Origin of the sequence: Rhodococcus sp. IEGM 1409 (assembly GCF_030056735.1) — a bacterium.
Taxonomy (GTDB): domain Bacteria; phylum Actinomycetota; class Actinomycetes; order Mycobacteriales; family Mycobacteriaceae; genus Rhodococcus_F.
Map to the genome: position 1 here is coordinate 147,069 of NZ_JASHKN010000005.1, position 21,793 is coordinate 168,861.

The 21,793-nt window shown below is 62.0% G+C and carries 34 protein-coding genes; 6 read left to right on the forward strand and 28 right to left on the reverse strand.

What is annotated here, in order from left to right:
* Positions 1-10: 10 nt before the first annotated feature.
* The 25 genes from QM716_RS15795 to QM716_RS15915 all read right to left on the reverse strand — a co-directional run bounded on the left by QM716_RS15795 (position 11) and on the right by QM716_RS15915 (position 13,100).
* Positions 11-943 carry a hypothetical protein gene (locus QM716_RS15795; protein WP_283304988.1) on the reverse strand — a complete coding sequence of 311 codons (933 nt, stop codon included), beginning with the start codon at positions 941-943 and terminating at the stop codon, positions 11-13.
* Positions 940-1,353, reverse strand: coding sequence for a DUF4326 domain-containing protein (locus tag QM716_RS15800; RefSeq protein WP_283304989.1), 414 nt, complete (start codon positions 1,351-1,353; stop codon positions 940-942). The genes QM716_RS15795 and QM716_RS15800 overlap by 4 nt, the downstream gene beginning before the upstream one ends.
* Before the next feature lie 184 nt (positions 1,354-1,537).
* Positions 1,538-1,909, reverse strand: a complete 372-nt coding sequence (locus QM716_RS15805) for a DUF4326 domain-containing protein (RefSeq protein WP_283304990.1) — start codon at positions 1,907-1,909, stop codon at positions 1,538-1,540.
* On the reverse strand, positions 1,906-2,991 hold the full coding sequence (locus tag QM716_RS15810; RefSeq protein ID WP_283304991.1) for a hypothetical protein: 1,086 nt from the start codon (positions 2,989-2,991) through the stop codon (positions 1,906-1,908). The genes QM716_RS15805 and QM716_RS15810 overlap by 4 nt, the downstream gene beginning before the upstream one ends.
* On the reverse strand, positions 2,988-3,545 hold the full coding sequence (locus QM716_RS15815; RefSeq protein ID WP_283304992.1) for a crossover junction endodeoxyribonuclease RuvC: 558 nt from the start codon (positions 3,543-3,545) through the stop codon (positions 2,988-2,990). Before QM716_RS15815 ends, QM716_RS15810 begins: the two co-directional genes overlap by 4 nt.
* Positions 3,542-3,712 (reverse strand): hypothetical protein, encoded by a 171-nt coding sequence (locus QM716_RS15820; RefSeq protein WP_283304993.1) that lies wholly within the window; start codon positions 3,710-3,712, stop codon positions 3,542-3,544. Before QM716_RS15820 ends, QM716_RS15815 begins: the two co-directional genes overlap by 4 nt.
* Positions 3,709-4,011: a zinc finger domain-containing protein gene (locus tag QM716_RS15825; protein ID WP_283304994.1), complete on the reverse strand. Its 303-nt coding sequence runs from the start codon at positions 4,009-4,011 to the stop codon at positions 3,709-3,711. Before QM716_RS15825 ends, QM716_RS15820 begins: the two co-directional genes overlap by 4 nt.
* Positions 3,998-5,044: a hypothetical protein gene (locus QM716_RS15830; protein ID WP_283304995.1), complete on the reverse strand. Its 1,047-nt coding sequence runs from the start codon at positions 5,042-5,044 to the stop codon at positions 3,998-4,000. Before QM716_RS15830 ends, QM716_RS15825 begins: the two co-directional genes overlap by 14 nt.
* Positions 5,045-5,212: 168 nt before the next feature.
* Positions 5,213-5,614, reverse strand: coding sequence for a hypothetical protein (locus QM716_RS15835; RefSeq protein ID WP_283304996.1), 402 nt, complete (start codon positions 5,612-5,614; stop codon positions 5,213-5,215).
* Positions 5,611-5,811 (reverse strand): hypothetical protein, encoded by a 201-nt coding sequence (locus tag QM716_RS15840; protein WP_283304997.1) that lies wholly within the window; start codon positions 5,809-5,811, stop codon positions 5,611-5,613. The genes QM716_RS15835 and QM716_RS15840 overlap by 4 nt, the downstream gene beginning before the upstream one ends.
* 212 nt (positions 5,812-6,023) lie before the next feature.
* A complete protein-coding gene (locus QM716_RS15845; protein WP_283304998.1) occupies positions 6,024-6,464 on the reverse strand; it encodes a DUF7171 family protein in 441 nt (146 codons plus the stop codon).
* A gap of 49 nt (positions 6,465-6,513) precedes the next feature.
* On the reverse strand, positions 6,514-7,305 hold the full coding sequence (locus QM716_RS15850) for a hypothetical protein (protein WP_283304999.1): 792 nt from the start codon (positions 7,303-7,305) through the stop codon (positions 6,514-6,516).
* 2 nt (positions 7,306-7,307) lie between these two features.
* On the reverse strand, positions 7,308-8,156 hold the full coding sequence (locus QM716_RS15855) for a PD-(D/E)XK nuclease-like domain-containing protein (protein WP_283305000.1): 849 nt from the start codon (positions 8,154-8,156) through the stop codon (positions 7,308-7,310).
* Complete coding sequence (locus QM716_RS15860; protein WP_283305001.1) at positions 8,153-8,464, reverse strand: DUF6197 family protein; 312 nt, start codon at positions 8,462-8,464, stop codon at positions 8,153-8,155. The genes QM716_RS15855 and QM716_RS15860 overlap by 4 nt, the downstream gene beginning before the upstream one ends.
* Complete coding sequence (locus QM716_RS15865; RefSeq protein ID WP_283305002.1) at positions 8,461-9,726, reverse strand: AAA family ATPase; 1,266 nt, start codon at positions 9,724-9,726, stop codon at positions 8,461-8,463. The genes QM716_RS15860 and QM716_RS15865 overlap by 4 nt, the downstream gene beginning before the upstream one ends.
* Entirely contained in the window at positions 9,723-9,896 is a 174-nt protein-coding gene (locus QM716_RS15870; protein ID WP_283305003.1) for a hypothetical protein, read from the reverse strand. The genes QM716_RS15865 and QM716_RS15870 overlap by 4 nt, the downstream gene beginning before the upstream one ends.
* A 103-nt stretch (positions 9,897-9,999) precedes the next feature.
* Positions 10,000-10,263, reverse strand: a complete 264-nt coding sequence (locus tag QM716_RS15875; RefSeq protein WP_283305004.1) for a hypothetical protein — start codon at positions 10,261-10,263, stop codon at positions 10,000-10,002.
* Positions 10,264-10,447: 184 nt separating this feature from the next.
* Complete coding sequence (locus tag QM716_RS15880; protein ID WP_283305005.1) at positions 10,448-10,756, reverse strand: hypothetical protein; 309 nt, start codon at positions 10,754-10,756, stop codon at positions 10,448-10,450.
* Between the two features lies 1 nt (position 10,757).
* The gene (locus QM716_RS15885; RefSeq protein ID WP_283305006.1) at positions 10,758-11,039 is read right to left on the reverse strand and encodes a hypothetical protein; all 282 of its coding nucleotides are present in this window, start codon (positions 11,037-11,039) and stop codon (positions 10,758-10,760) included.
* Complete coding sequence (locus QM716_RS15890; RefSeq protein ID WP_283305007.1) at positions 11,036-11,221, reverse strand: hypothetical protein; 186 nt, start codon at positions 11,219-11,221, stop codon at positions 11,036-11,038. Before QM716_RS15890 ends, QM716_RS15885 begins: the two co-directional genes overlap by 4 nt.
* A 78-nt stretch (positions 11,222-11,299) precedes the next feature.
* Positions 11,300-11,641 (reverse strand): hypothetical protein, encoded by a 342-nt coding sequence (locus QM716_RS15895; RefSeq protein WP_283305008.1) that lies wholly within the window; start codon positions 11,639-11,641, stop codon positions 11,300-11,302.
* Positions 11,642-11,752: 111 nt separating this feature from the next.
* Entirely contained in the window at positions 11,753-11,923 is a 171-nt protein-coding gene (locus QM716_RS15900; protein WP_283305009.1) for a hypothetical protein, read from the reverse strand.
* The gene (locus tag QM716_RS15905) at positions 11,920-12,231 is read right to left on the reverse strand and encodes a hypothetical protein (protein ID WP_283305010.1); all 312 of its coding nucleotides are present in this window, start codon (positions 12,229-12,231) and stop codon (positions 11,920-11,922) included. Before QM716_RS15905 ends, QM716_RS15900 begins: the two co-directional genes overlap by 4 nt.
* Positions 12,228-12,815, reverse strand: coding sequence for a hypothetical protein (locus QM716_RS15910; RefSeq protein ID WP_283305011.1), 588 nt, complete (start codon positions 12,813-12,815; stop codon positions 12,228-12,230). Before QM716_RS15910 ends, QM716_RS15905 begins: the two co-directional genes overlap by 4 nt.
* Before the next feature lie 66 nt (positions 12,816-12,881).
* A complete protein-coding gene (locus tag QM716_RS15915; protein WP_283305012.1) occupies positions 12,882-13,100 on the reverse strand; it encodes a helix-turn-helix domain-containing protein in 219 nt (72 codons plus the stop codon).
* A 129-nt stretch (positions 13,101-13,229) separates the two neighbouring features.
* Here QM716_RS15915 and QM716_RS15920 point away from each other — a divergent pair, with 129 nt between their 5' ends.
* From QM716_RS15920 to QM716_RS15940, 5 genes are read left to right on the forward strand one after another with little or no spacing between them, the layout of a single operon-like run.
* Complete coding sequence (locus QM716_RS15920) at positions 13,230-13,538, forward strand: helix-turn-helix domain-containing protein (RefSeq protein WP_283305013.1); 309 nt, start codon at positions 13,230-13,232, stop codon at positions 13,536-13,538.
* Between the two features lie 47 nt (positions 13,539-13,585).
* The gene (locus QM716_RS15925; protein WP_283305014.1) at positions 13,586-14,323 is read left to right on the forward strand and encodes a 1-acyl-sn-glycerol-3-phosphate acyltransferase; all 738 of its coding nucleotides are present in this window, start codon (positions 13,586-13,588) and stop codon (positions 14,321-14,323) included.
* Positions 14,324-14,378: 55 nt separating this feature from the next.
* Positions 14,379-14,630: a helix-turn-helix domain-containing protein gene (locus QM716_RS15930; protein WP_230812121.1), complete on the forward strand. Its 252-nt coding sequence runs from the start codon at positions 14,379-14,381 to the stop codon at positions 14,628-14,630.
* A gap of 5 nt (positions 14,631-14,635) precedes the next feature.
* The gene (locus QM716_RS15935; RefSeq protein ID WP_283305015.1) at positions 14,636-15,202 is read left to right on the forward strand and encodes a Clp protease N-terminal domain-containing protein; all 567 of its coding nucleotides are present in this window, start codon (positions 14,636-14,638) and stop codon (positions 15,200-15,202) included.
* 49 nt (positions 15,203-15,251) lie between these two features.
* Positions 15,252-15,632 (forward strand): phage holin family protein, encoded by a 381-nt coding sequence (locus QM716_RS15940; RefSeq protein ID WP_283305016.1) that lies wholly within the window; start codon positions 15,252-15,254, stop codon positions 15,630-15,632.
* A gap of 12 nt (positions 15,633-15,644) precedes the next feature.
* Here QM716_RS15940 and QM716_RS15945 read toward each other — a convergent pair whose 3' ends face one another.
* Complete coding sequence (locus QM716_RS15945; RefSeq protein WP_283305017.1) at positions 15,645-16,514, reverse strand: 1,4-dihydroxy-2-naphthoate polyprenyltransferase; 870 nt, start codon at positions 16,512-16,514, stop codon at positions 15,645-15,647.
* A gap of 49 nt (positions 16,515-16,563) precedes the next feature.
* Here QM716_RS15945 and QM716_RS15950 point away from each other — a divergent pair, with 49 nt between their 5' ends.
* Positions 16,564-19,812, forward strand: a complete 3,249-nt coding sequence (locus QM716_RS15950) for an AfsR/SARP family transcriptional regulator (protein ID WP_283305018.1) — start codon at positions 16,564-16,566, stop codon at positions 19,810-19,812.
* A gap of 21 nt (positions 19,813-19,833) precedes the next feature.
* Here QM716_RS15950 and QM716_RS15955 read toward each other — a convergent pair whose 3' ends face one another.
* The gene (locus QM716_RS15955) at positions 19,834-20,661 is read right to left on the reverse strand and encodes an ABC transporter permease (RefSeq protein WP_283305019.1); all 828 of its coding nucleotides are present in this window, start codon (positions 20,659-20,661) and stop codon (positions 19,834-19,836) included.
* Positions 20,658-21,665: an ATP-binding cassette domain-containing protein gene (locus tag QM716_RS15960; RefSeq protein WP_283305020.1), complete on the reverse strand. Its 1,008-nt coding sequence runs from the start codon at positions 21,663-21,665 to the stop codon at positions 20,658-20,660. The genes QM716_RS15955 and QM716_RS15960 overlap by 4 nt, the downstream gene beginning before the upstream one ends.
* Between the last annotated feature and the right edge of the window lie 128 nt (positions 21,666-21,793).

The window sequence follows — 21,793 nt, forward strand, 5'->3', positions numbered from 1 at the left end:
TCGATCTTATTCACGCTTCACCCCGGTTTCGTACGTCTCGCACTTCACTGAACTTGTACATCGGCGGATCACTCCTTCTCATCCAGTATTGAGAGACAGTGCCGTCAGCCTGTTTCCATGCGTGCGGCGCGATCACGTCGCGACTGTGCCATGACCGGATCGTGCCTGCAGGAATAGGTTCGCCGAGTTCGCGCGTGAGACGTTCGATCTCCGCAGCAGTGAACAGGCGATCGTCGATCTCGCGCATCATTGCGCGCTCGAGGTCCGAAATCCGGTGATGCGTCCAGCAGCGCGGGCAGCTCACGTAATCCTCGCCGCGTTCGACGTACAGGTCGGCCGAGCAGGTGAACGGTTGCCGCTCCTCGTCGTAGCTCACGTGCGGGCACGGTCCCTTGTACGACAACTCGGGAAGGCGGTCGATCGCCTTGCGGCACCGAGCAATCGCGTCCTCGATTCCGTCGAACAGTTCGGCAACGGCAGGGTGGCGGCGCAGCTCGTTGGCGTACAGCGAGAGCCAGATCGCCGCGAGCTCGGCGTCGAGTGCACCATCCTGCGACAGTGATGCCGGATCCGGCCGGCGACTGTGCCGATGACGATGAACCATGTCGCGCAGCCCTCGCGAATCCAGGGCCGCATCCAGTTCGCCGCCGATCAGCGCGTCGAGATCACGCGCCCACGTGACCAACTCATTCGTCAGTGCATCGAAGGGGCGTTGCGTCGGACGCTGGTCGTACTGATCCAGCCGGATCGGTAACGCGGTCTCGGCACTCTTACCGCGAGCAAGGTTGCTGCTCATGCGATCCTGACGCGAGCGTGTAATCAGGATGTCCGAGACGAGCCCTGGCACCCGCTCCAGATTCTTGACGAGCGTGGCCATGCAGTCGTGACACAGGTCGAAATCGTCGGCCACCGTGCGCCCGCAGTTGTGACAATCCGTAGTCATGATGCCGCTCCGTTCGCGAGTTCGAGCAGAACGTCTACATGGCAGGGGGAATCGAGCGGGCACCAGCAGGCCAGATCCTTCCCTGCAAGTTCCTTAGGCGCCATGGCGATTAGCGGGGGACTTACCAGCAACTCGGTGATGTCCAATCGGTACAGCCGAACCGCTTCACTTCTTGCCCAATTCAGCGCCCCTGGTAGTCGCAGGTCCTTCCACTGGTTCGCGTGCGCCCAAGCATGGTCAACCACGTAAGCCGAACCATTGTCGTCCACGACATCCCAGGTGGGGCAGCATGACGACTTGACTACACGAAACGGATTTCCCCACTTCGTCGGACGGCCGACGTACACGGCATTCTCGGGCATCTTCCAACCCTTGGTTCGCTTGCGCTGGATACGCTTCGGCTCGCTCATCGTCCGCTCTCCCCTCGGAGGACTTTTGCGGCACCGCGCGCATTAGTCTCCGGCCCTCTGCACGGGCAAGTCTCATCGCATGCGAACCCACCATGTTTGTGAGGTTCTGGATAGACGCACCAAGGATTTCCGTTTGTGCAATCAGTCCCGAACTCGAAGTTCAGATCAAGGGGAGTGTGGTCGTTCATTGGACGCTCCCGTTCGCAATTTCGAGCAAAACATCTGCATGGCACGGCTCGTCGATAGGGCACCAACATGCGAGATCCTTGCCAGCCAACTCAGCGCGGATCTCGGCCAAGCTCGGGTAAGTCCAAGTGACGGGACCGCGGCGTCCGCCAAGATATCGCCAGTTCGGAAACGACAGTCGGCCCTTCCGTGCGAGTACACGAAAGTCCTGATTGATCAGATTGCCGACCTGCGCCATGTCGAGACTGGGGTACTGCGCGCCGACGTCGGAGAAGGTTATCGGGCATTCCCACTTCGAATCCTGGCTTACATACACAGTGCCGGCCGGCGTTGGCAGGCTTTCGCATTCGACCCGCTTCGGTGCGTTCATCGGTGCCTCCTTCGTGAGTTGGTGCGAGACCTGCGCTGCGTTCCGGCATCCTTGGCCCAGAACGGTGGTGTTGTGCTCGGCCGAGGTAGCGCGCGCTCTTGCGGAGTGCGGGTGTCGGGTTCGGGCTGTGGCCCATGTTGAGGCTCTGCGTTCAGGAAGGGGTTCGGACTCCTAAGCATGCGCAGGGTTGCCTCGATGAAGTCCGGCCATTCCCGTGGGAACTGCAATTCAGGCGGGATCGGCCCAGAATCTCGGAATCGGGACGTAAGGATGGACCACTGTGAGTCGTCGAACATGTGCGTCTCGTCCACGATCGTCTGCGAGACTTCGGCGCCCCGGATCTGCGCTTCCCTAGCCGAGACGCGCTCACATGCCAATGCATCGCGAAGCTGTTGTGCCCGTGCGCTGTACCGCGGATCCTCGGTGACAAACGAGGTCGTGCCGTCGTCATGCTCGACGATGTCGACAATGACCGCGAATTGTCGACGACCGCCAGCCAGGTCCATGGCAATCACATCGCCCCGCGTCAACTGGCTGGGCTGCCAGGCAGGTTCGCGGCGGCGTAAGTCCTCGACAGGGCCCAATCCAAACTCGGTAACTCGACCAATTTCGCTCCACCCGTGCTCGTCGCTGTTTGGCAGCGAATATCCCAACGGTCGCACCCGCAGTTCACCATTGCGGCGAGAGAACGGATTGTTGCGGATTCGAGGTGCACTCCACGGCGTGCTTTCGATACCGCGATCGCCGGGCTCGCGTATCCGCGTGTACGACACCGACGGAACGCCACCGAGGAGACGAGCTGTCCGAATGGCTTGTATCTGACGGTTCGTCGCCCAGGGTCCAATGAAACTCGAACCAGGGCACAGAACTTCGCTGTCATCATCGGCGTAGCGATAGTCCTCGTCGTAGGCGACCTGCGCAGCCATGCCTTCGATACGCCTGGTGATTTTCAGCCCATGCCATTGGCGCTCGCAGTGAGGGCACCGCTCTTGATTCACGTTGTAGTCGTAGCCACTTCGGTTGTGGTAGCCGCCCAGCTGCTCGTCAACCAGCGCGTCGATTTCGTCGATGATGTCGGTCATCGGTTCAGTCCTGTCCAGTTCACATTCGGTGAAAAGTGGTGCATCAGTTCGGGTTCGTGCCAACCAAGGTGCATCGCGCCCATCGTTCCCAGGGTCAGTGCATCAGCTTCGTTGTCGTTGCGGACCTTCGCATGCGGCCACAGTTCGCGCATCGAAGCGACCACATCGCGTTTCTCGGCCTTGCCATCTCCTGTCGCGAATTTCTTGAGCGTGGTCACTCCCACCTCGACGACAGGGATCTTCCGACGCGCCAGGAACTCGACGAGCGCGTAGTAGAGCGCGCATCGCTCCTGATAGAGACCTGCGAACTTCGGAGCGCTGAACGGCAGCGCCTCGATGACGACAAGGCGGACGCTCGGAGGCATCGAACGGATGATGCGATCGCGTTGGTCGACGATCCGGATGCTTCGCTCGGCAAGGGTCGCCGATTCGGACCCACTCATGCCAACGGTGGCGAGTTTTGGGACGTTGGGTGTCTCAGCCGCTTTCGGATGGCTGAGAATTGCCACTCCGGCGGCCGTAAGGCTCGGATCGAGTCCGACGACGGTGGTCACGGTGTGACCTCCTGGCCGCAGTCGATGCACTTGACCGGCAGGCTGTATCCGGTCACCGTCTGCCCGTCGAAGCAGACGAGTGCGGTGAACCATCCGCTTCCGCAGGCGCAGATGAGCGTGGGCGGTTCAGGGGCCTTTCGGTTGATCGAGATCACTTCGCCGCTCATCGTCCACGCCCCTCGGTGTCGATTCCGACCGGCTGATCGCCCTCAGGAGCGATTGAAACGGTTCCCGAAGGGGTTCGGTCGGTCTGGAAGGTCTTCGAGCGCTCAGCGTCGAGCTGGTGCAAGCGCTCCAGGCGATCGACGCGCTTGAGTCGGGACAGGTGCGCCGGGAAGTTCTTCAACGGCCAGCGATCGCCCTTGATGTCGATCCGAGTGCACACCTCGTCAACCTTGGCGCCGCACTCCTGGCACGAAACCGTGAGCGCCTTCTCGTGATTCATCAGATCCTCAAAGTTGTTCATCGTCAGCCTTTCGCTTCGCAACTTCGGCGAGTGCTTCGCGGACACGTGCCGCGCCTCGCCGGTTGGTCTCGACTCGCTCGGGGTTGTGCTCGCAGACGGTCGTGCCGAAGTAGCCGTTCTCGTCACAGAGGCCGCACTCGTCTATCGCGGCTTGGATCAGCTCGGCTCGACGCTTGGCTTCGGAGGACTGAGCGCGCTTGACGGCGTGGGCTTCGTTCCGGTCCCAGACTTCGCGAGCTCGACGGGCGTCGCCGCATGCCCGACAGGGCGCGGACGTCGGTTCGTCGATGTGCTGAGAGCAGTGGAGGGGTGGGGGTGATTTTGGGTCGCCCTCGTAACCTTCCGCGCTTACTTCACCACCCTCTTTTGTCTTTGGAGTATGTGGAGTAGGAGTAGGAGTAGGAGTAGGGCCGGGGTTAACGGGACCCTTTCGAAAACCCTTTCCCGAGGGGTTAACCGATGGGTTAGGCGAAGGGTTTTCGGAAGGGTTAACCGAACCCTTTCCCGAAGGGTTTCCCGAGGGGTTAACCGAACCCTTTGTCCAGGGGTTCGACGCGAGGAAATCGGCCGGGTCAATCGCCTTCTGAGTCAACATGTTCACGACCTGATCGCGCTTCCACGCCGACAGATCAGGCTCAGCGGTGCGCAGTTTCGCGACTTCGTGCACGACGATTCCGCGTAGCCCCCGAGACGACAGAGCGGCTCGATCCTTCGACATTGCGACTGCCATATTGGGCTGCCTGCAGAGGCCGTCATGCTTGATCCAGGACCGCACCAGAGCCTCTTCGGTGTCCAGATCTACGGCGATGAACAGGCTCTGAGATAGCTCGATTCCGGACTCGACGACAGACTCGGGAGTGAGGTCTGCAGCGCGAGTCGCGAGCCTTCCGGGGTGCCATTCAACGGAGCCGCAGAAGCTCAGATTCGGATGGGTCCACAGCGCGAAGTAGAGGTGCTGAGCCGCTTGGGAGAGGTCGAGAAACTCGTCACTTGACCAGATGTCGCGGTTCATTCGCGTGTAGTCGCTGGGCATGGTGCTCGGGCTCCTTCCTTGGGAGTGGTTCGGTGTGGTCTCGTTCGGAGCGTTCGACGTAGCGCTTGGACATCGGGCACGAGTTGCCGGCCTTGTCGCGATGGCGTGCGAACCGCCAGTCGTCCGCGATGGGGATGGGGCGCCAGCACACGGGGCAGCGTCGCTCGGTCATGGCATCCATGGGCCGATCTCTGCCGTCTCCACCCGGGCAACGCATCCCCACTCAACGAGCTGATCGACGCGGGCCTTTGCTGCATGTCGTGCGAAGAAATGCTTGCGAGTCAGCGCGGGCACTACGAGCAGTGGATAGCCCTCATCGTCCTGCGAGACCGGTGCACCCTTCCGTTCTGGCGGTGCAATGCCGTGTTGGGTTGACGTCCAAAGGTATTCCGAGATGTCAGGCACCCAGTCGGGTGTTGTGTTTTCTGCTAGTCCGTCGTTGTGGTTGCCTACGATCTCTTCCCAGAACTCGTCTGGCTGGTCTACGAACGGCTTCCCGTCCGGTGTCGGGTAGGAGGCGACGACGACGCGGAACACCTTGCCGCGCTTCTCCGGATCGGGCGCGGTCATGAGGACACCTGATCGGGGAAAATCTGCTTAGGCTGGGTCGCTGTCAGCATCGCGACAACCTCATCAACTGCGACCGCTGCACTCTGTCGGGTTTCAAATGCGATGAAGCGCGGGTTGCCGATCCTGTCGATCTCCGTGCGCTTTTCAGCAATGGTTCCGTCTTCAAGTTCAACGCGGACGGTGATGTAGTGGCTCATAATGTCTCCAAAGGTTCAGCGGGGAAGTGTTGGGGGCAATCGGGGTTCGGCTCCGGCGCTCCACCCGGCTCGACAATCCCGTAGTAAGTCCAGGGGTTTTCGACTGGCCAACAAAGGCATTCGATTTTGTTTGTGCCCATTGTGGATAGCTCCTGTGCATAAGCGGGCCGCCGCCAATACGACGGCGGCCCGGGATCTACTGCGGGGTTTGGCTAGTCGCCGGCGGAGAACTGCGGCCCTGCGTGTCCGATGCCGACCACGTTCGACGGCGTTTCAGACTCGCCTGAATCCGATTCATCACCCTCGGATTCCGCGCCAGATTCGCCCGATTCCGTGTCAGAGTCGCCTGATTCGGATCCTTCACCGGTCTCGTCGTCCTCGTCGGATCCGCCAGCTTCGGGCGTATCAAACAGGCTCGGTTCGGGTTTCGTCTCTTCGGCAATCTTCTTGTCGACACCGACGAGGATTCGCTCGATCTTCATGTTGGCGATCTTGCGAGTACCTTCGTTCGCCATCTGCTCTTCGATGTGCTTCGTGCACTGAGCGCGAATGGTGAAGACACGGATCTCGCCGATGTCGGGGATATCCTCGAAGTCTTCGGACGAGATGCCGGTGAACTTGAGACGTGCGGAGTCGATCAGGGGCTGGTTCATTGTGAATCTCCTTTTTTGGTGGGGTTTTTGGGTTCGGGTGCGAGGGCGGTTATGTCGATGCCTTCGCCTGCTCGGCCTCGAGGAACTCCGTGATCTCGATTGTCTCGGCGTCGGTGAGATCGTCGAGGGTCTGGATTGCACGCTGGAACTCGCCGGACAGGTAACCGGCCTGCTCAGGCTCGTCTGCCTTTCCTTCGCGGACGAGCGCTGCGACGAGACGTTCGCGAAGCGTCGGTGGCGTGACCTGCGAGGGTTCCGGTTTTGCGCCCGGATTTGAGGCGGATTCCAGCTCGGACAGTCGCGATTTCCATAGCCCTTGCAGGCGTCCACGATGGTCAGCAAGGTCGAACGTCGTGAGCTGTCCGCCGATCGCGTCGAGTTCCGCGCGGTTGGCAGCCTTCGCGATGGCTGCGGCGATCTCGTCTGACTGCTCGGTGGTGATGATCGGCGCGATGTCGGGCAGTGGTTGGACGGTGTGCGGCGCCCGCTTACCTCGGGTGACCGTGAGCGACACCGTCTCCGGCTTCGTGATGTGCGACATGTGTGACACCCGAATGCCGCCGACCTTGTCGCGGCCGAACGTGATCTCGGGGTCGCGGTAGAGGGTCATGCGTCGGCCGGCGTACGCGGACGACTCTTTGCCCCAGGCGTTGACGATGATGCGTCGGACAGTCTTGCTCGGACGAAACGGACGGCCGGGGAACTCGACGAGGTGAAAGTCGAACGGCTGCTCGGCCGATCCGGCCGTGACCTTCTCGATCCGTACGGTGCGCGGACCGGTCAGCAGATCCTCGGCGTTGAGTTGGTCGGACTTCGGGGCGATTGATTCGGTGAGATCCATTGTCACAACACCATTTCGGGTTCGGGGTCTCCATGCTGGTTATAGACCCACGGGGGAAGGTCGACGAGCTTGATGTCCTCGCCATAGCCGGGCCAGATGCCGGTTTGCCTGCACGTCACGTAGGTTTCGATCGCGATGCGGTTGAGCTGACGACCGAGTTCGAGCGCATCGGGTGCGAGCTGAACGACATTGACCAGGTAGGGCGGTTCCTTCTCCTGGACGACGAACACAAACTCGGGGTCGGGGTGGATGCCGAGATCGATGATGCCGTCGAGATACCACGGCGCTTGGCAGTGGTAGCCGTAATCTCCTGCAGCCTTGGCAAAGTCGGTCTCGTCGGCGGATACCGCGCTCTTGTAGTCCACGACGACCATGCGCGAACCGGTCACGTTCGGGAGCCAGTCGGGGCGCGCCCGTCGCATGATGCCGGTTGCCTGATCTCGCCAGTAGAGCGACTGCTCCGCCTTGCCGTTGCTGAGCAGCGTCGCCGCGGTCTCGTGACTACGGAGCGCGTCGGCCATTTCGTGAACCTTCGCGAGATCCTTCGTCAGCAGCGGGGTTTTGCCCTCCGCGTGGATCGCAGCCTTGGTTTCCTTCGCCGCCTTCGTGCGCCAGTCGTCGGCGATGACCTCGACGATGTCCATGCCGGTACCGAGAACCTCGGCGTGGGCGGCATGTCCAAAGTCGAACGTGTTCTTGAAGACCGGGTGATCCTGTTCGTACTTGAAGAGCGCCGGCGTGCTTGGCGGGAGGAGCTTCCGTGCCCCGGACGACGAGAGCGAGTTCCTGTCTCCGTGGTATACGTGATCCGGGATGCCGTCGTAGAGGCCGGGTTCGGTGGGTGCACTCATACTGAGACCTCGCATCCTTTTGCGGCTTCGCGCAGTTTGGCAACGACTTCCGCTTGCGTGCGATCGGGTTCATCATTCCAAACAGCTACGTCTCCAACGTGTTTGACCAGAGCGTCTACCGCTTTGAAGTAGTCCCTAATTCGCCCTTCGTGTTGATCTACGCCGGTTGCGACGCGGATGGCGCCGAGTGTGCAGAGGCAACCCGTTCGGGGGTTGCGATACTCGCCCTGTCCCCACCCTTCGCGCTCGATTGCCTCGGCGGCTTCGTTGAGAACGGCTGAGATATCAAGTCGCATGCCCGCGCTCATGCCTTGACCTCGCCGTCTTCGATGACGACGCCGACCTTGCCGGTTTCGTCGACACGCTCGATCCAGACCTGGAATCCCTCGGCAGCCGCCAACTCCTCGATGAGCGCCAGATTCTCGGAGTCCAGGAGCGAGCCGTCGGTGATGCGGATGACGCGGATCTTGGGATTCATCGCCATCGCCATTGCAACGGACACGCGAAGGCGTTCAGCTGCCGACGATTGCGCGAACGGCACTCCGCGATAGGTCACGCCCTCGTCGTCGAATCCGAGGCCGTCGATGGGGAACGTCGCGGCTGCGAGTCCGTCGGTCTTCGTCTTGTCGAGTTCGGCAATCTTGTCGGTGAGTGCGTCCCGCTTCGACTTCTCGGCGTCGAGCAGGTCGACGACTTCCTGCCGCTGATGCTTCTGGCGGACCGCAGCATTGACCTCTTCGACATTGTTGATGCGGGTGCGGATCGGTTCGACCTCGGGAGGTTCCGGCAGGAGATTCCGGTGTGCCTCGGCTTTAGCCAAATCAGCGCGCATGGCAGCGAGATGTTCCTCGGCTCGAGTGACACCCTGCTCCGCATCGGCAACCGCTCGCGCGGCATGATTCGCGTTGATGGCCGCGTTCTCTGCGTCGACTTGCAGCGATGTCGCGATGTCCAGTTCTTCAATCAATGCGGCCACCGAAACGGGCTCGTCCGGTACGTCATCGCCGATCTCAGGGAATCCGGCGAGTTGGCCCTGCAGTTGCTTAACCACGCGCCCGACGTCGGTTCGGTCGTCGAATGCTGCCTTTCGCTGGCTCGCCAGCGTCGCGGGATCGAATGGCAACTCGACCAACTGGAGTAGCTCGGCCTGCTGCGCCTTCGGTGCGAGTGATGCGAACGCCAGTGGGTCGAAGGACAGTCGACCGATCAGCTCGTCGAGCATCTTCTGTGGAGAGCCGAAGCGTGCACCTTCGCGAGACTCGACCTTGAGCGCGGTCTTGTCGCCTTCCCACGTTCGGGTGACGATGATGTTGCCCAGGTCGACAGTGACGCGGGCAGTGTTCTCGCCGTCGCGGATAGGTCGGGTTGTCGCGGTGCCCTTGGTCGCCGCAGTGCCGGCGAGCGCTGCCCAGATTGCGTCGATGACGGACGACTTGCCCTGCGCATTGCGTCCGGCGATCGTCACCGTCGACGAATTCGGGTCGGGCGTGATGTCGACCGCCTTGATCCGCTTGTAGTTCTCGGCGACGAGATTGATGACGTGGTAGCCGACGGTGGTGGACTCGGTCATTTTGCTTCCTTGTCGTTTGGCGTGGAAAAGATTGCGGCGGGGTGGATTCCGCCGTACTCGTGGAGCCATTTGCCGGACCAGGAGTCGCGGCGATAGCAGTCGATGCGGAGCTTGTTGTCAGGCTCAGGGGTGACGACGACTCGGTTGTGCCCGTCGATGTGTTCGTTCATCGCCGCCGCCAATCTGGGTAGTCGTCGCGAGGATCGAACTCGTGGAAGGGGTCAGGCTCGTCAGGCGTGAAGTCCTCGAGGTCACCCCAGGCCGGGTCGGAACTCATGGCTGCGTGACGATCTCGGAGACGTGGATCAGGTGGCCGAAGATGTCGACCTTGCCGTAGACAACCTCGTCGTCGACGGGGAGTCCAGCGAAACCAGCGCGCATCGCATACTTGAGTGCGGCTGGGTTTGGGTACGCGAACATCCAGGACGATCCGTGTACGCGGTCCCACCAGTCTTCGAGGCGGTACTCCAGCGTCTCGCCTTCGATCTTGATCTCGACGGTCTGGCCTGCAAGTGGATGCGGTTCGGTGTGGATCATCCTCTGCTCCTATCGAATTCAAGATTGTCGGAGTGAGTTGGGTGAATGATCGGCGGTTCGCCGTAGTGGACGTAAACGTTCCTGTTGTCGCAGTGCGAGATGACGCCGGACTCTTTCTCTCCGGTCGACGGGTTGGTGTAGATGACTCGTCCGCCCGGATTGGATTTCGCTGCGAGGAGATTCATCAGTACGGGGGCTCCTCGCTCGGCGCGAGCCCGTGATCTCGGAGCAGCGCAGGGATTTCGGCGTTCACGTCGATGAACGTGACTGTGATGACTCGGCGGTGCGCGATAGCGATGTCGTCTGTTCTCGGCCACTCGCCGCGAAGTTCGAGGAACCCGTGCCGCGTGTACACGCTGGAGGTGTCGGAGTCGACTAGCGGGCGGCCGATGACCGCACAAGGGCGCTCGCCTGCGATGCGTTCGTATTCGACGAGCACTCGACGTCTGCGCTTAGCTGCCGAGGCTCCGGGCATTGCTGCAGGGGAGGACATCTCAGATCCCGTTCTTGTGGTCGGTCATGTCGTAGGCGTGGTCAACTGCAGCGCCGAATTCGGGGGAGTGCTGCTGTTGAGCGGGAAGCTTCTCGGCGATGAGGTGGATCATGTCGTCGTCGTCATCGGGGGTGGTGATCTCGATGTACGCCGTTGAGAATCCGAGGCGCTTCGCATTGGCGAAGGTCTCCATATCCGTCTGCTGCCAGTGTCCGTAACCCTCTACGGCAGAGAGGTTTTCAACTGTCGCGAAGATGACACCCTCGGCGTCGAGGTTGCTCATCGGTCGTCCACCACGCCGCGGCGATTGAAGTCGGAAGCGTTGATCTGCTGCTGACGATTCTCAAGCGCGATAGCCAGACTGATCGCAGTCCGAGCCTCGCGGTGCTTTCCCTTGTCTGCGAGTTCGATTGCGAGAGTGTCGAGTTTGAATGCCATCTCGCGAAGGGTGGGGTGTGCGCTCACGGCTCCACCACCAAACCGATGAGGGTGAACACAGCCGCGATTCCTCCGATGATCATCAGTGCGAGCCAGAACATTTCGTCACCGCAATTCCGGGTAGGTGGTGTACGCGATGCACATTCCGACGAAGACCGCGACGGCTAGGACAACGACGAGGAACCTGCAGATCTTCACGAGCTGCGCGAGGCGATCCGGATCGGTCGCATCGAACTTCACGTAGGGCCGAACGGTCTCGGCGCCATCGAAATCACGACGCGCGAGATCGGCCACGACAACCGCCCGAGCTTCGGGTTCGGACGGATCACCGATCAGAGCTCGCTGCGGGTGGTTCTGGATCTCGGTCGCGACCACGTTGCGCCAGACTTCGGCAGCAATCGGGGGGAGTGGTGAGGTGCTGATCATCGGCATTTGGACATGCGTCATCGCGGAGGGTCCTGTCTTGGGGGAATGAATGGGGAGAAGGTGAGCCGGTGGCGCCGACTTCCGGTCATCTGGGCCGGGCAACGGTCTTACTTGGGAGGCGCCACCGGGGCTTTAGGTAACGAAGTGGTTCGGAGCGAGGCCGTGGTCGATGACGCCGGCCTCGAACTCGGCAACGAACTGGTCGGCAAGGCTGGTGTGGTGATCGACGAGGGCTCGAGCACGGTCGGTCGGCGGGACGTTCTCGAGCACTGAGTCGAGATCGCCCTCGTATGGATGGCTCATGACGGATCTCCGTTCGCATGACCTTCGACCGCGGCAATGAAGCTGTCGAGGTCAGGCTCGGCCCAGGGTCCAACGACGCGGGAGATTATGACCGCTCCGATGTTTGTGACGCCGACCTTCGCCGCTTCGATACGGATCTGATCGAGAATCTTCATTGCGTCGGCCTCAGTGTCGAAGACTGCGGGACGTGGTTTCCGCGCGGGCACAGCTGGTCGCATGAAACTCGGCAGCAACGACTCCGGTTCCGGGTACGTGAACAGTTCACCGTTCGGGAGTTGGATCGCATACTGGCGTTCGAAGTCGTTCATGACGGTTCCCCGCTCACATGTCGGCGAATCTGCTTCTCGATGTCCAGAACCGCACTACTCGCGTCCTCGAAGCGTTTCGCAGCTACGACCTGCGTTCGCTGAGCCGAGTGGAAGACCAGCTTCCGCTCGCTCTGAAGTTCCAGGGCGTCGGCGAGTTGCTTGCCCAGCTCGTCGAGAGTGGGGTCGGCGGAAGGTGGCACGACGTCGACGGGATCGTCGAGATCGACGCGATGACAGGCTGCGATCGAACGGAGACTGTTGATCATCGGAGTTTCGACGCCAGTGTCGAATAGGAATTCTGCGACGGCCTCGAGAATCTCGGGCGTGACGTCGATTCGACGATGAGGTGACACTTTCCGCACGCCGCGATCGGCAGGCGTGGAAGCCTTATCGCTGAACGCATCAAGGCCGGGAAAGGTCATGTCACTGGTGTTGATCGTGTAATTCACCGCGGTGAACGGCTTCGATTCGGTCTGGATAGTCACAGACTGGAGTGCCTCAGTAACGGCGGAAACGATGTCGTCACGGGTAAGTGGGATGCCTGCCTCGTTGCCATCCCGAGCAGGAGACGTAGAATCTGTCATCAGAGGTCCTTTCTGGGGGTCTGCCCGTTCGGTGTTCGAGCACCGGGCGGGCATTTTTTCTGGGGATCACACGTGCGACGGCTCGCAGTGAAGATGACTGACGGGTATTTCGAGGAAATTTGCGACCGCGGTCAACTCGTTTACGTTGAAAGCAATCCGGCCGAGCATTCGCTGAGAGAGCATCTGCTGACTCATGCCGAGCGCCTTGGCGAGCTGCTTCTGGGAGATGCGTCGTCTTGCAGCTTCACTGCGAACATTCGCCGCCACTTCTTGGGCCGGTGTCATGTTCACGAGAGTGAAGTTACGTCCTGAGGAAGTGAAACACAAGCATGTAATGACCTCGATGTGATCTTTGGCAGCGCGTCAAATGATTCTGACCTTGCGGTTACAAGCTGTGCATGTAATATCCATTCCATGACGAGCGCAACGGACTTGATGGGCAACGAAGGCGAAACAGTGGCGTCGGCAGTAGCCCGACGAGTGCGCCAGGAGTTGGCGGGGAAGCCGCGGAGGATCTCGCAGGCGAGCATTGCCGAGGCAACGGGCATGACTCAGCAGATGCTGTCCTCGCGCATGATTGGCAAGGTCGAGTTCGGCGTCGAGGAAGTCACCCGCGTCTGTGCGTTCGCGGAATTGGACCTCGTCTTCGTGATGACGGGCCAGCGGATGCCACGTCAGGTGGCCTCTGGTGAAGCGCTCTCGGGGAAACCTACGCAACCGTAGGTTGTGTATCGTTTGTCCAAGGGGCACTTCTCCAGCGAGGGCGGGTCATGGGCAATCCTGAAGTTTCACTCGACAATTACGAGGCTGTGTACGAGTACTACCGCAGCCATCAACAGAACCGGTTGATGGCGAAGCTCGCCTATGCCGCTCTGGCGCTGAAATACCGCCCGCGGGTGAGGTACGCGCCGGGGGCGGAAGCTGCGCTGAAGACTCTGCTCGAACGCAAGACGCAATTGGTCGTGGCAGTCAATCATCTGACGGAGAGCGACCAATTCACGCTCGCCGCGACCGCGTGGTGTACTCCGTTGCGGCGAGTGATCGGGCGGACCAGGGTCCTCGCCAAAGACGAACTCTTCGTTGATCCTTCGCAGCGCAAGAAGGTCGACATGATGGGCAGCATTCCGGTTTTTCGCAGCAAGAACTACGGCCTTCGCGCTGTCTCGGATGCCGGCCGCGTGATGATGGACGTCGCGGCCGAGCGTCTGGGCAATGGGGATTGTCTGGCGATTTTCCCGGAGGGGACGTGCAATACCGAGGATCCGGCGCGGCTGCAGCACGTCAACAGCGGTATCGGTCACATCGTCGCCCGAGCCGAGAAGTTGGGGTGCTCGCCGGCCTTGGTGTCGATCGGCATCAACTACGGCCCGGTGACCGGCGACGTCAAGGCTGCGAGCGTCTTTGTCGGAATGCCAGTGACCGAACTTCCCGGCAAGCCGATGGATATCGCCCGAACTGTGCAGGCTGACTTGCAGTTGGCAGTGGACGGGGCGGTTGCCGGGTACTGACATGGCGGTGTCAATTTTGGTTGACAACAACAAGTTGTCAATCTAAATTGACAATATGACCGAAGCAACCTCTCTCGCCGCTGCCGCCGGCAGCCCGGATCCCGCCGAGGGATTGCGTGCCGTTCGAGCGCTGCGACGTCTACTCGAAAAACTCGAGGCCATTCAGGTCGCCAATGCGCGTCGTCATGGATGGTCCTGGCAGGCAATCGCGGAAACCCTCGAGGTCAGCCGTCAAGCCGTCCACAAGAAATATGCGTCCGCGCAATCGGAATCGATGCTGCGTTCACTGCGCGAGAAGGGCAGGTAAGTGCCATGTTCGAAAGGTTCTCAGCGCAGGCGAGGGGAGTCGTCGTCGATGCTGTCGCCGGCTCCGGTCCTGTCACGCCGATGGAACTTTTGACCGCCCTGGTCACAGTTGATCGGGGCATCGCCACCGAGGTGCTCACCGAGTCGGGTGTCACGCTCGATGCGATCCGCCACGCCGGCACCGGCTCGAACGAAGGTAGCTCGAACAATCTCGACGACGACGCCGAGATACTCAAGTCGATCGGCATCGATCTCGATGCGGTTCGGGAAAGTCTCGAGCAGTCCTTCGGTGAAGGTGTGCTGGACGAGACTCCAGTGCCGGACGGCGTCGATACTTCTCGTAAGAGCCGATTCGGGTTCCCGCGTTCACGATTCGAGAAGGACTCCAAGAAGGTGCTGGAACTCTCGCTTCGTGAAGCGCTCGCGCACAAGGACAATCGCATCGGCGCCGAACACATCCTGCTCGGCATCCTGCGTGTCGCTGACGGACCCACCCGTGAGGCCCTCGAAACGCAGGTCACGATGTCGGTGATCCGTGAGCGGTTGGAAGCGAAGATGAATCGCGCCGCCTAGATTCGGCACGGCTCCGCATGCACGGGACGAGATGTGCCAGCATTCAGACATGACATTTCTGGCACGTCTCATCATCAACGGCATAGCCATCTGGCTGGCGTCGGCGTGGGTCACCGGCATCACGATCGCCAACCACGACAACGGCACCTGGGGCACGGTTCTCGTGATCGCGGTGATCGCCCTGATCTTCACGGTGGTCAATGCCTTCATCAAGCCGGTAGTGCAGCTTCTCTCGCTACCGCTGCTCATCCTGACGCTCGGACTGTTCACGCTCGTGATCAACGCCCTGATGCTGATGCTGACGGCGTGGATCTCGTCCGGAACGTCCTACGGCTTGACGGTCGACGGCTTCTGGACGGCAGTCTGGGGCGCGCTGATCATTTCGATCGTGAACTTCCTGCTCAGCGCGTTCGTCCCCGACAGCCGTTGAGCGCGTCGACGTTCAGGCGAGACTGAGCGCAACTGCGGTCGCGGCACCCCAGACGAGCATGGCGAGTCCGGTGTCGCGCAGCGCGGGGATCAGAGCCATTCCCTGGCCGCCTGAACGCAGCGGGGCGTTGGCTCGGATTGCCAGTGGCAACGCGAGCAATCCGAGCAACGCCCACGGAGTACGTAGGATCAGCATCAGGGTCGCGACGAACGGAACGGCCAGCAGGATCACGTGCAGCGTGCGGGTCTTCGCGTCGCCGAGCCGTACTGCGAGAGTGATCTTTCCGGACTCGGTGTCGGTCGGGATGTCTCGAAGATTGTTGGCAACGAGCACCGCGCTCGAGAACGAACCGATGGCGATCGCTCCGGCCAGCCCGGCCAGATCCACCCGCTCGGCCTGCACGAACTGAGTTCCCAGCACTGCGATCAGCCCGAAGAAGATGAAAACGGCGATCTCGCCGAACCCGCTGTATCCGTACGGCTTCTTGCCGCCGGTGTAGAACCAGGCACCGATGATGCAGAACACGCCGACCGCGACCAGCCACCAGGCTGTGGTCGCCGCCAGAACGAACCCGGCTACCGCGGCAACGGTGAAGCAGCCGATCGCTGCGGCCTTCACAGCTCCGGGACTGACCAACTTCGATCCGACCAAGCGCAGCGGCCCGACGCGGTCGTCGTCCGTTCCGCGGATTCCGTCGGAGTAATCGTTCGCGAAGTTCACCCCGACGATCAAGGCCAAGGAGACGACCAGTGCCAGGAGCGCCTTCCACCACACTGCGAGGTCCAGGGACGCTGCGGCTCCGGTGCCGACCAGCACGGGCGCAATCGCGTTCGGGAGTGTGCGCGGCCTCGCGCCTTCGATCCATTGAGCAGCTGTTGCCATACAACGATCTTTGCACTGTGCAATACGATCGAACGCGGTGGATCAGTACATGACTCGAGACGTGAGTGAGCGCGCCAGGTACGCGCAGTCGGGCGAAGACCTGGCTGACATTGCCTTGCTCGGACCCGTTTCGACCAAAGTGGGCGATCGACTGGTTCCGCTGCCGGGTCCGCGAGCTCGAACTCTGCTGGTTGCGCTGGCTCGCAATCCGGGTGAGCCACGTACCGCGCAGAGCCTGATCGACGACGTCTGGGGGCTGGAGCCGCCGCGCTCACCGATGAACGCCCTCCACACTCAGGTCTCGCGCCTGCGATCTGTACTCCCGGACGGGGCCCTCGAGGTCACGGCGGCCGGCTACCGGCTCACTCTCGCCAGGGCACGCGTCGACCTGGCCCGGGCAGCGGACGCGGCCCGTCGTCTGCGCGCCGGCGGCGCTGACGCGTCCGAGGTACTTGCCGTCACGGCCGAGGCGCTGCGCCTGTGGCGCGGTACGCCCGGGAGCGACGTCGTCGGAAACGTCGCAGATCGTCTCGCGCTCGACGCGGGCCGCGTGTACGACGAACTGGAGACGGCGCAGATCGACGCGTTCCTCACGTTGGGGGAGTACGCGTCAGCAATTCCACTGGTGCGCGGACGGCACCTGGCGAACCCATTCGACGACACGGCATCCGAAGCGTTGATGCGTGCGCTCGCCGGAGCCGGCCGAGTCAACGAGGCGCTCGAGGTGTTCGCGGAGTTCCGCAACCATCTCGCCAACCGTCTGGGCGCTGATCCGTCACCTGCATTGGTGACTCTGAACGCGGAACTTCTGGGGGCGCCGACGGCAACACCGCGGGCCGCGCGTGCGATCGGTCTGCGCGCTGCCCCCAACACCCTGCTCGGTCGCGACAACGACATCGACCAAATCGAATCCTTGCTCGCCCGCTCACGTGTGGTGACGATTCTCGGACCCGGCGGTGCCGGAAAGACCCGTCTTGCACACGAATTGGGCCTGCGTGAATCCGTGAACCAGCCAGGCGTGTCGGTGGTGCTCGTGGAACTGGCGTCGTTGCGCAGTAGCGAAGATGTGATCGCGGCCATCGGCGGCACCCTCGGAATCAGTGAATCAGACCTGGCACCAGGCAAATTGACCGTCGGCCGGACGCATTCGGCTCGAGAGCGACTCAAAGAGGCGCTGTCGGCCGGTCCGATGTTGCTCATCCTCGACAACTGCGAGCACGTGATCGGCGCGTGTTCGGAGATCGTGGCCGAAATGATCGCCGCCGGCCGTCAGCTGACGGTACTGACCACCAGTCGATCTCCGCTCATGATCAGCGCCGAGGCGGTGTACCCGTTGCCGCCGTTGGCGATCGACGACGGAACCGGCTCGGCAGTCGAACTCTTCTCGGCGAGAGCCCGCGCGGTGCGGCCTTCGGTTCATCTGGACGTCGACGCGGTCGTCAAGCTGTGTACGACGCTCGACGGTCTTCCGTTGGCGATCGAACTCGCGGCCGCTCGGGTCCGGACGATGAGCGTCGACGAAATCGGTTCGAGACTGCGAGATCGGTTCGCGTTGTTGCGCTCCGATGATCCGACGTCTCCGGATCGGCATCGCACTCTGCACGCGGTGATCGACTGGAGTTGGAATCTGCTGGGCGGCGGAGATCAGATTGCGCTGCGTCGGTTGTGCCGATTCCCGGCAGGTTTCACACTTTCCTCGGCGCAGGCCGTTGCCGGGTGGGGCGAGTTGACCGATGTGGCCGGCGCCGTCGAAGCGCTGGTGAATCAGTCACTTCTTTCCGTCAGCGACGGGGAGGGTGAGCTTCGGTACTACATGCTCGAGACTGTCCGTGAATACGGCGAGGAGCAACTCACCGCGTCCGGCGAGGCGCCGGAAGTTATCCGGCGCCTGGATGACTGGGCAATCGCGATCGCCGAGGACGCCGTCGTGCGTGCACGCACGGATCAGCTGCGTCTGATTGCCGACCTCGACGCCGAGCACGACAACCTTCTCGCCGTTCTTCGCTGGGCCGTGGAGCGCGGCGACGCGGTCACCGTCGCCAACGTCTTTCCCGTCCTCGCGATTCTGTGGGCAGTACGAGGATCGAACTCGGAAATCTCGAACTGGGCGTCGAAGATCGTCGGGGCGACCGCGGACAACGATCTGCGCGACGTGAATGCGGAACTGGTGGGCGCTACGTTCATCCTGGTGGCGATGCATCTCTTCTTCGAGGAGGCCGATCGAAACCATGCCCGTGCGCGGGTTCGTCTTCGAAAGCTGTTGCGTGAGCGCGATGATCTCGGTCCTTTGCTCGCGTTCCTGATCAAACTGACGACGAGTGGGATCGCGAACCACAAACTCGCACGGTTGGTTGCAGAGGGTGTTCGCAGTTCCGACCCCGAGACCCGAATGGCTGCGCTGTCCGCGCGTTCGAACATGCGCGAGAACATCGGCGATCTTCGCGGCGCATTGCTCGATGGGGAAGCGTTGTTCGACTACGCGACCAGTGCCGGTGACGAGTGGGGACTGGCGATGGCGGCCCAACATGTCGGGTCGGTTCACAGCCAATCCGCCCGTTATGGCGAGGCCATCGAGTTCTACGCGATTGCGGCGGCGTCGATGGAACGTCTCGGTGCGCGTGACGAGGCGATGCAGCTCATCTGCTTTCAAGCCGGAGCAATGATCGCAGCCGGTGACACCGCCGGCGGGCGAACACTTCTCGATCGGGCACGCCCGGCCTTGGCGCACTCGACTGGGAGCGGTGCCATCGAAACCGATCAACGGCGCGCGGCACTGATGGCGAGCATCGCAGAGGCGGATCTCGCCGACGGCCGTATCGAGGACGGCCTGGCTCGGTATCGAGAAGCGCTGGAGCTGTTGGGTTCTGCAATCGAGAACATCTTCGGTGACCCTTTCGTCGTTCTGCTCGGTGCCGCGGCAGTGTGCGCTCACGTCGTTCACGGCCGACATGAACTCGTGGCACGTCGTGTTCTGCAGATGAAGGATTCGAGTGCTCTCAAGTTCGATCCCAACGGTTATGCGGACCTGCCGCTCGCGGGTTCCTTGGCGTCGGCGATCGGGTCGTTCGATCTTGTCACGGGCAACATCGAACGCGGGGTCGAACTGATGGCTCTGTCGTTGAAAATGCCGGGGAGACAAGACTTCGTCTCGCTCCACCATGCGCGTCTCTCCGACTTCGCGGTTGGTGTAGTCGGAGCCGACAGGTGGTGTGTGGAAACCGAGAAGGTGTCGGGCTACTCACGCAGAGCGGTCCGCGAAGCAGTGTTGGCTGCGCTTCGCGGACCGGTGCTCGATTAGAGCTGGAAAGTGCTGCGGGACTTATGTCTTGCGCATGTACATCCGGACGGTCAGAGGTGCCATGACGGCGACGATCACCGCGGCGCCGACCAACGACCAGACGACGTGGATGCCGAAGTGTCCGTCGTTGGCCAGCTCGCGAACCGCGGTCACCAAGTGAGAGACCGGGTTGATACTCACGAACTTCTGAAGCCAACTCGGCATGGTGGCAGGATCGACGAACGCATTCGACAGGAACGTCAGCGGGAACAGCACGAGCATCGAAACGCCCTGCACCGTGGACGCTTTGTTCATCAGCACGCCCATGAGGGCGAAGATCCAGCTGATCGAGAACGCGCACACCATGACCAGGATCGCGGCAGACAGAATGCCGACCACGCCGCCTGCCGGACGGTATCCCATCGCGAAACCGACGATGAACGTGATGGTCGTGGCGATGCCGTAGCGGACGACGTCAGCGAGTAATGCACCGGACAGCGGGGCGATACGAGCGATGGGAAGGGACTTGAAGCGGTCGAACACGCCCTTGTCCATGTCCTCACGAAGCTGGGTGCCCGTGACGATGGAACCGGTGATGACGGTCTGAACCAGGATGCCGGGGATGATCGTCGGCAGATACGCCGTCACGTCACCGGCGAGTGCGCCGCCGAAGATGTAGGTGAACATCAACGTGAAGATGATCGGCTGGATGACGACGTCGAACAGCTGCTCGGGGTTGTGCTTGATCTTGAGAATTCCGCGGTACGCCATCGTGAACGTGTTCGCGAAGCTCTGCTGCAGGCTGATGCGGCGGGGTGCGGCATCCGGCTGCGCTATCGGCGACCGGGGTTTGGTGAGGGTGGTTGTCATGCGACGCTCCGATCGGAGTCGTTGTCGGACTGGGCGTCGTTGCGTCCACCGTCTTCGGGCTGGTGCCCGGTGATGGTCAGGAACACTTCGTCCAGGCTGGGTTTCTGTACGTTGATCTCGTCGACGGCAATTCCTTGCTCACGCAGACGGATCAACAGGTCGGCGGTGATCGACGGGTCGCTCAACGGGGCGGTGATCCGCCCGACCTCGGGCGTGACACCTACCTCGACGCCGAGCGCCGACGCGATGAGCGAGCGAGCTTCCTCGGTGCGATCACGATCGACCAGCTTGAGCTGGAGCGAGGAGACCCCGACCGAAGCCTTGAGTTCGTCGGCGGTGCCGTTGGCGATCACGCGGCCGCGGTCGATCACCGCGATGCGATCCGCCAACTGATCGGCCTCGTCCAGGTACTGCGTGGTGAGCAACACCGTCGAACCCTCGGCGACCAATCGTCGGATGGTCACCCACATCTGGGCGCGGGTGCGCGGATCGAGGCCGGTGGTGGGCTCGTCGAGGAACAGCAGCGGCGGGCGGGCGATCAGGCTGGCCGCCAGATCCAGGCGTCGACGCATACCGCCGGAGAAGTTCTTCAGAGGTTTGGTCGCGGCCTCGACCAGGTCGAACTCCTCGAGGAGTTCGAGGGACTTGGTGCGCGCATCGCGGCGGCTCAGACCGAGTAGCCGCGAGAAGATCACGAGGTTCTCGGTTGCGGTCAGGTCCTCGTCGACGGAGGCGTACTGCCCGGTGACGCCGATCAGGGAACGGACTGCGGTGGGTTCACGGCTGACGTCGTGGCCGAAGATGCGTGCCTCACCGCCGTCGGGGCGTAGAAGGGTGGCGAGCATGCGGACGGTGGTGGTCTTGCCGGCGCCGTTCGGCCCGAGGACGCCGAAGACCGAGCCGGTGGGGACGGTGAGGCTGACGCCGTCGACCGCGCGGTGCTCGCCGAACTTCTTGACGAGTCCGTCGGCCTCGATGGCAAGAGGCGAAGCTGTGTGGTTCATGGGATGAAGCTTGGCAGACCGATCTTGCATGGACCTTGCGTGGAACTTGCGGTTACTTGCACAGCGCGCGAGGTCGGTGCTCCACAATCGGCAAACAATCCCCAGATGGGTCTTGCTTGTCGGTGTGC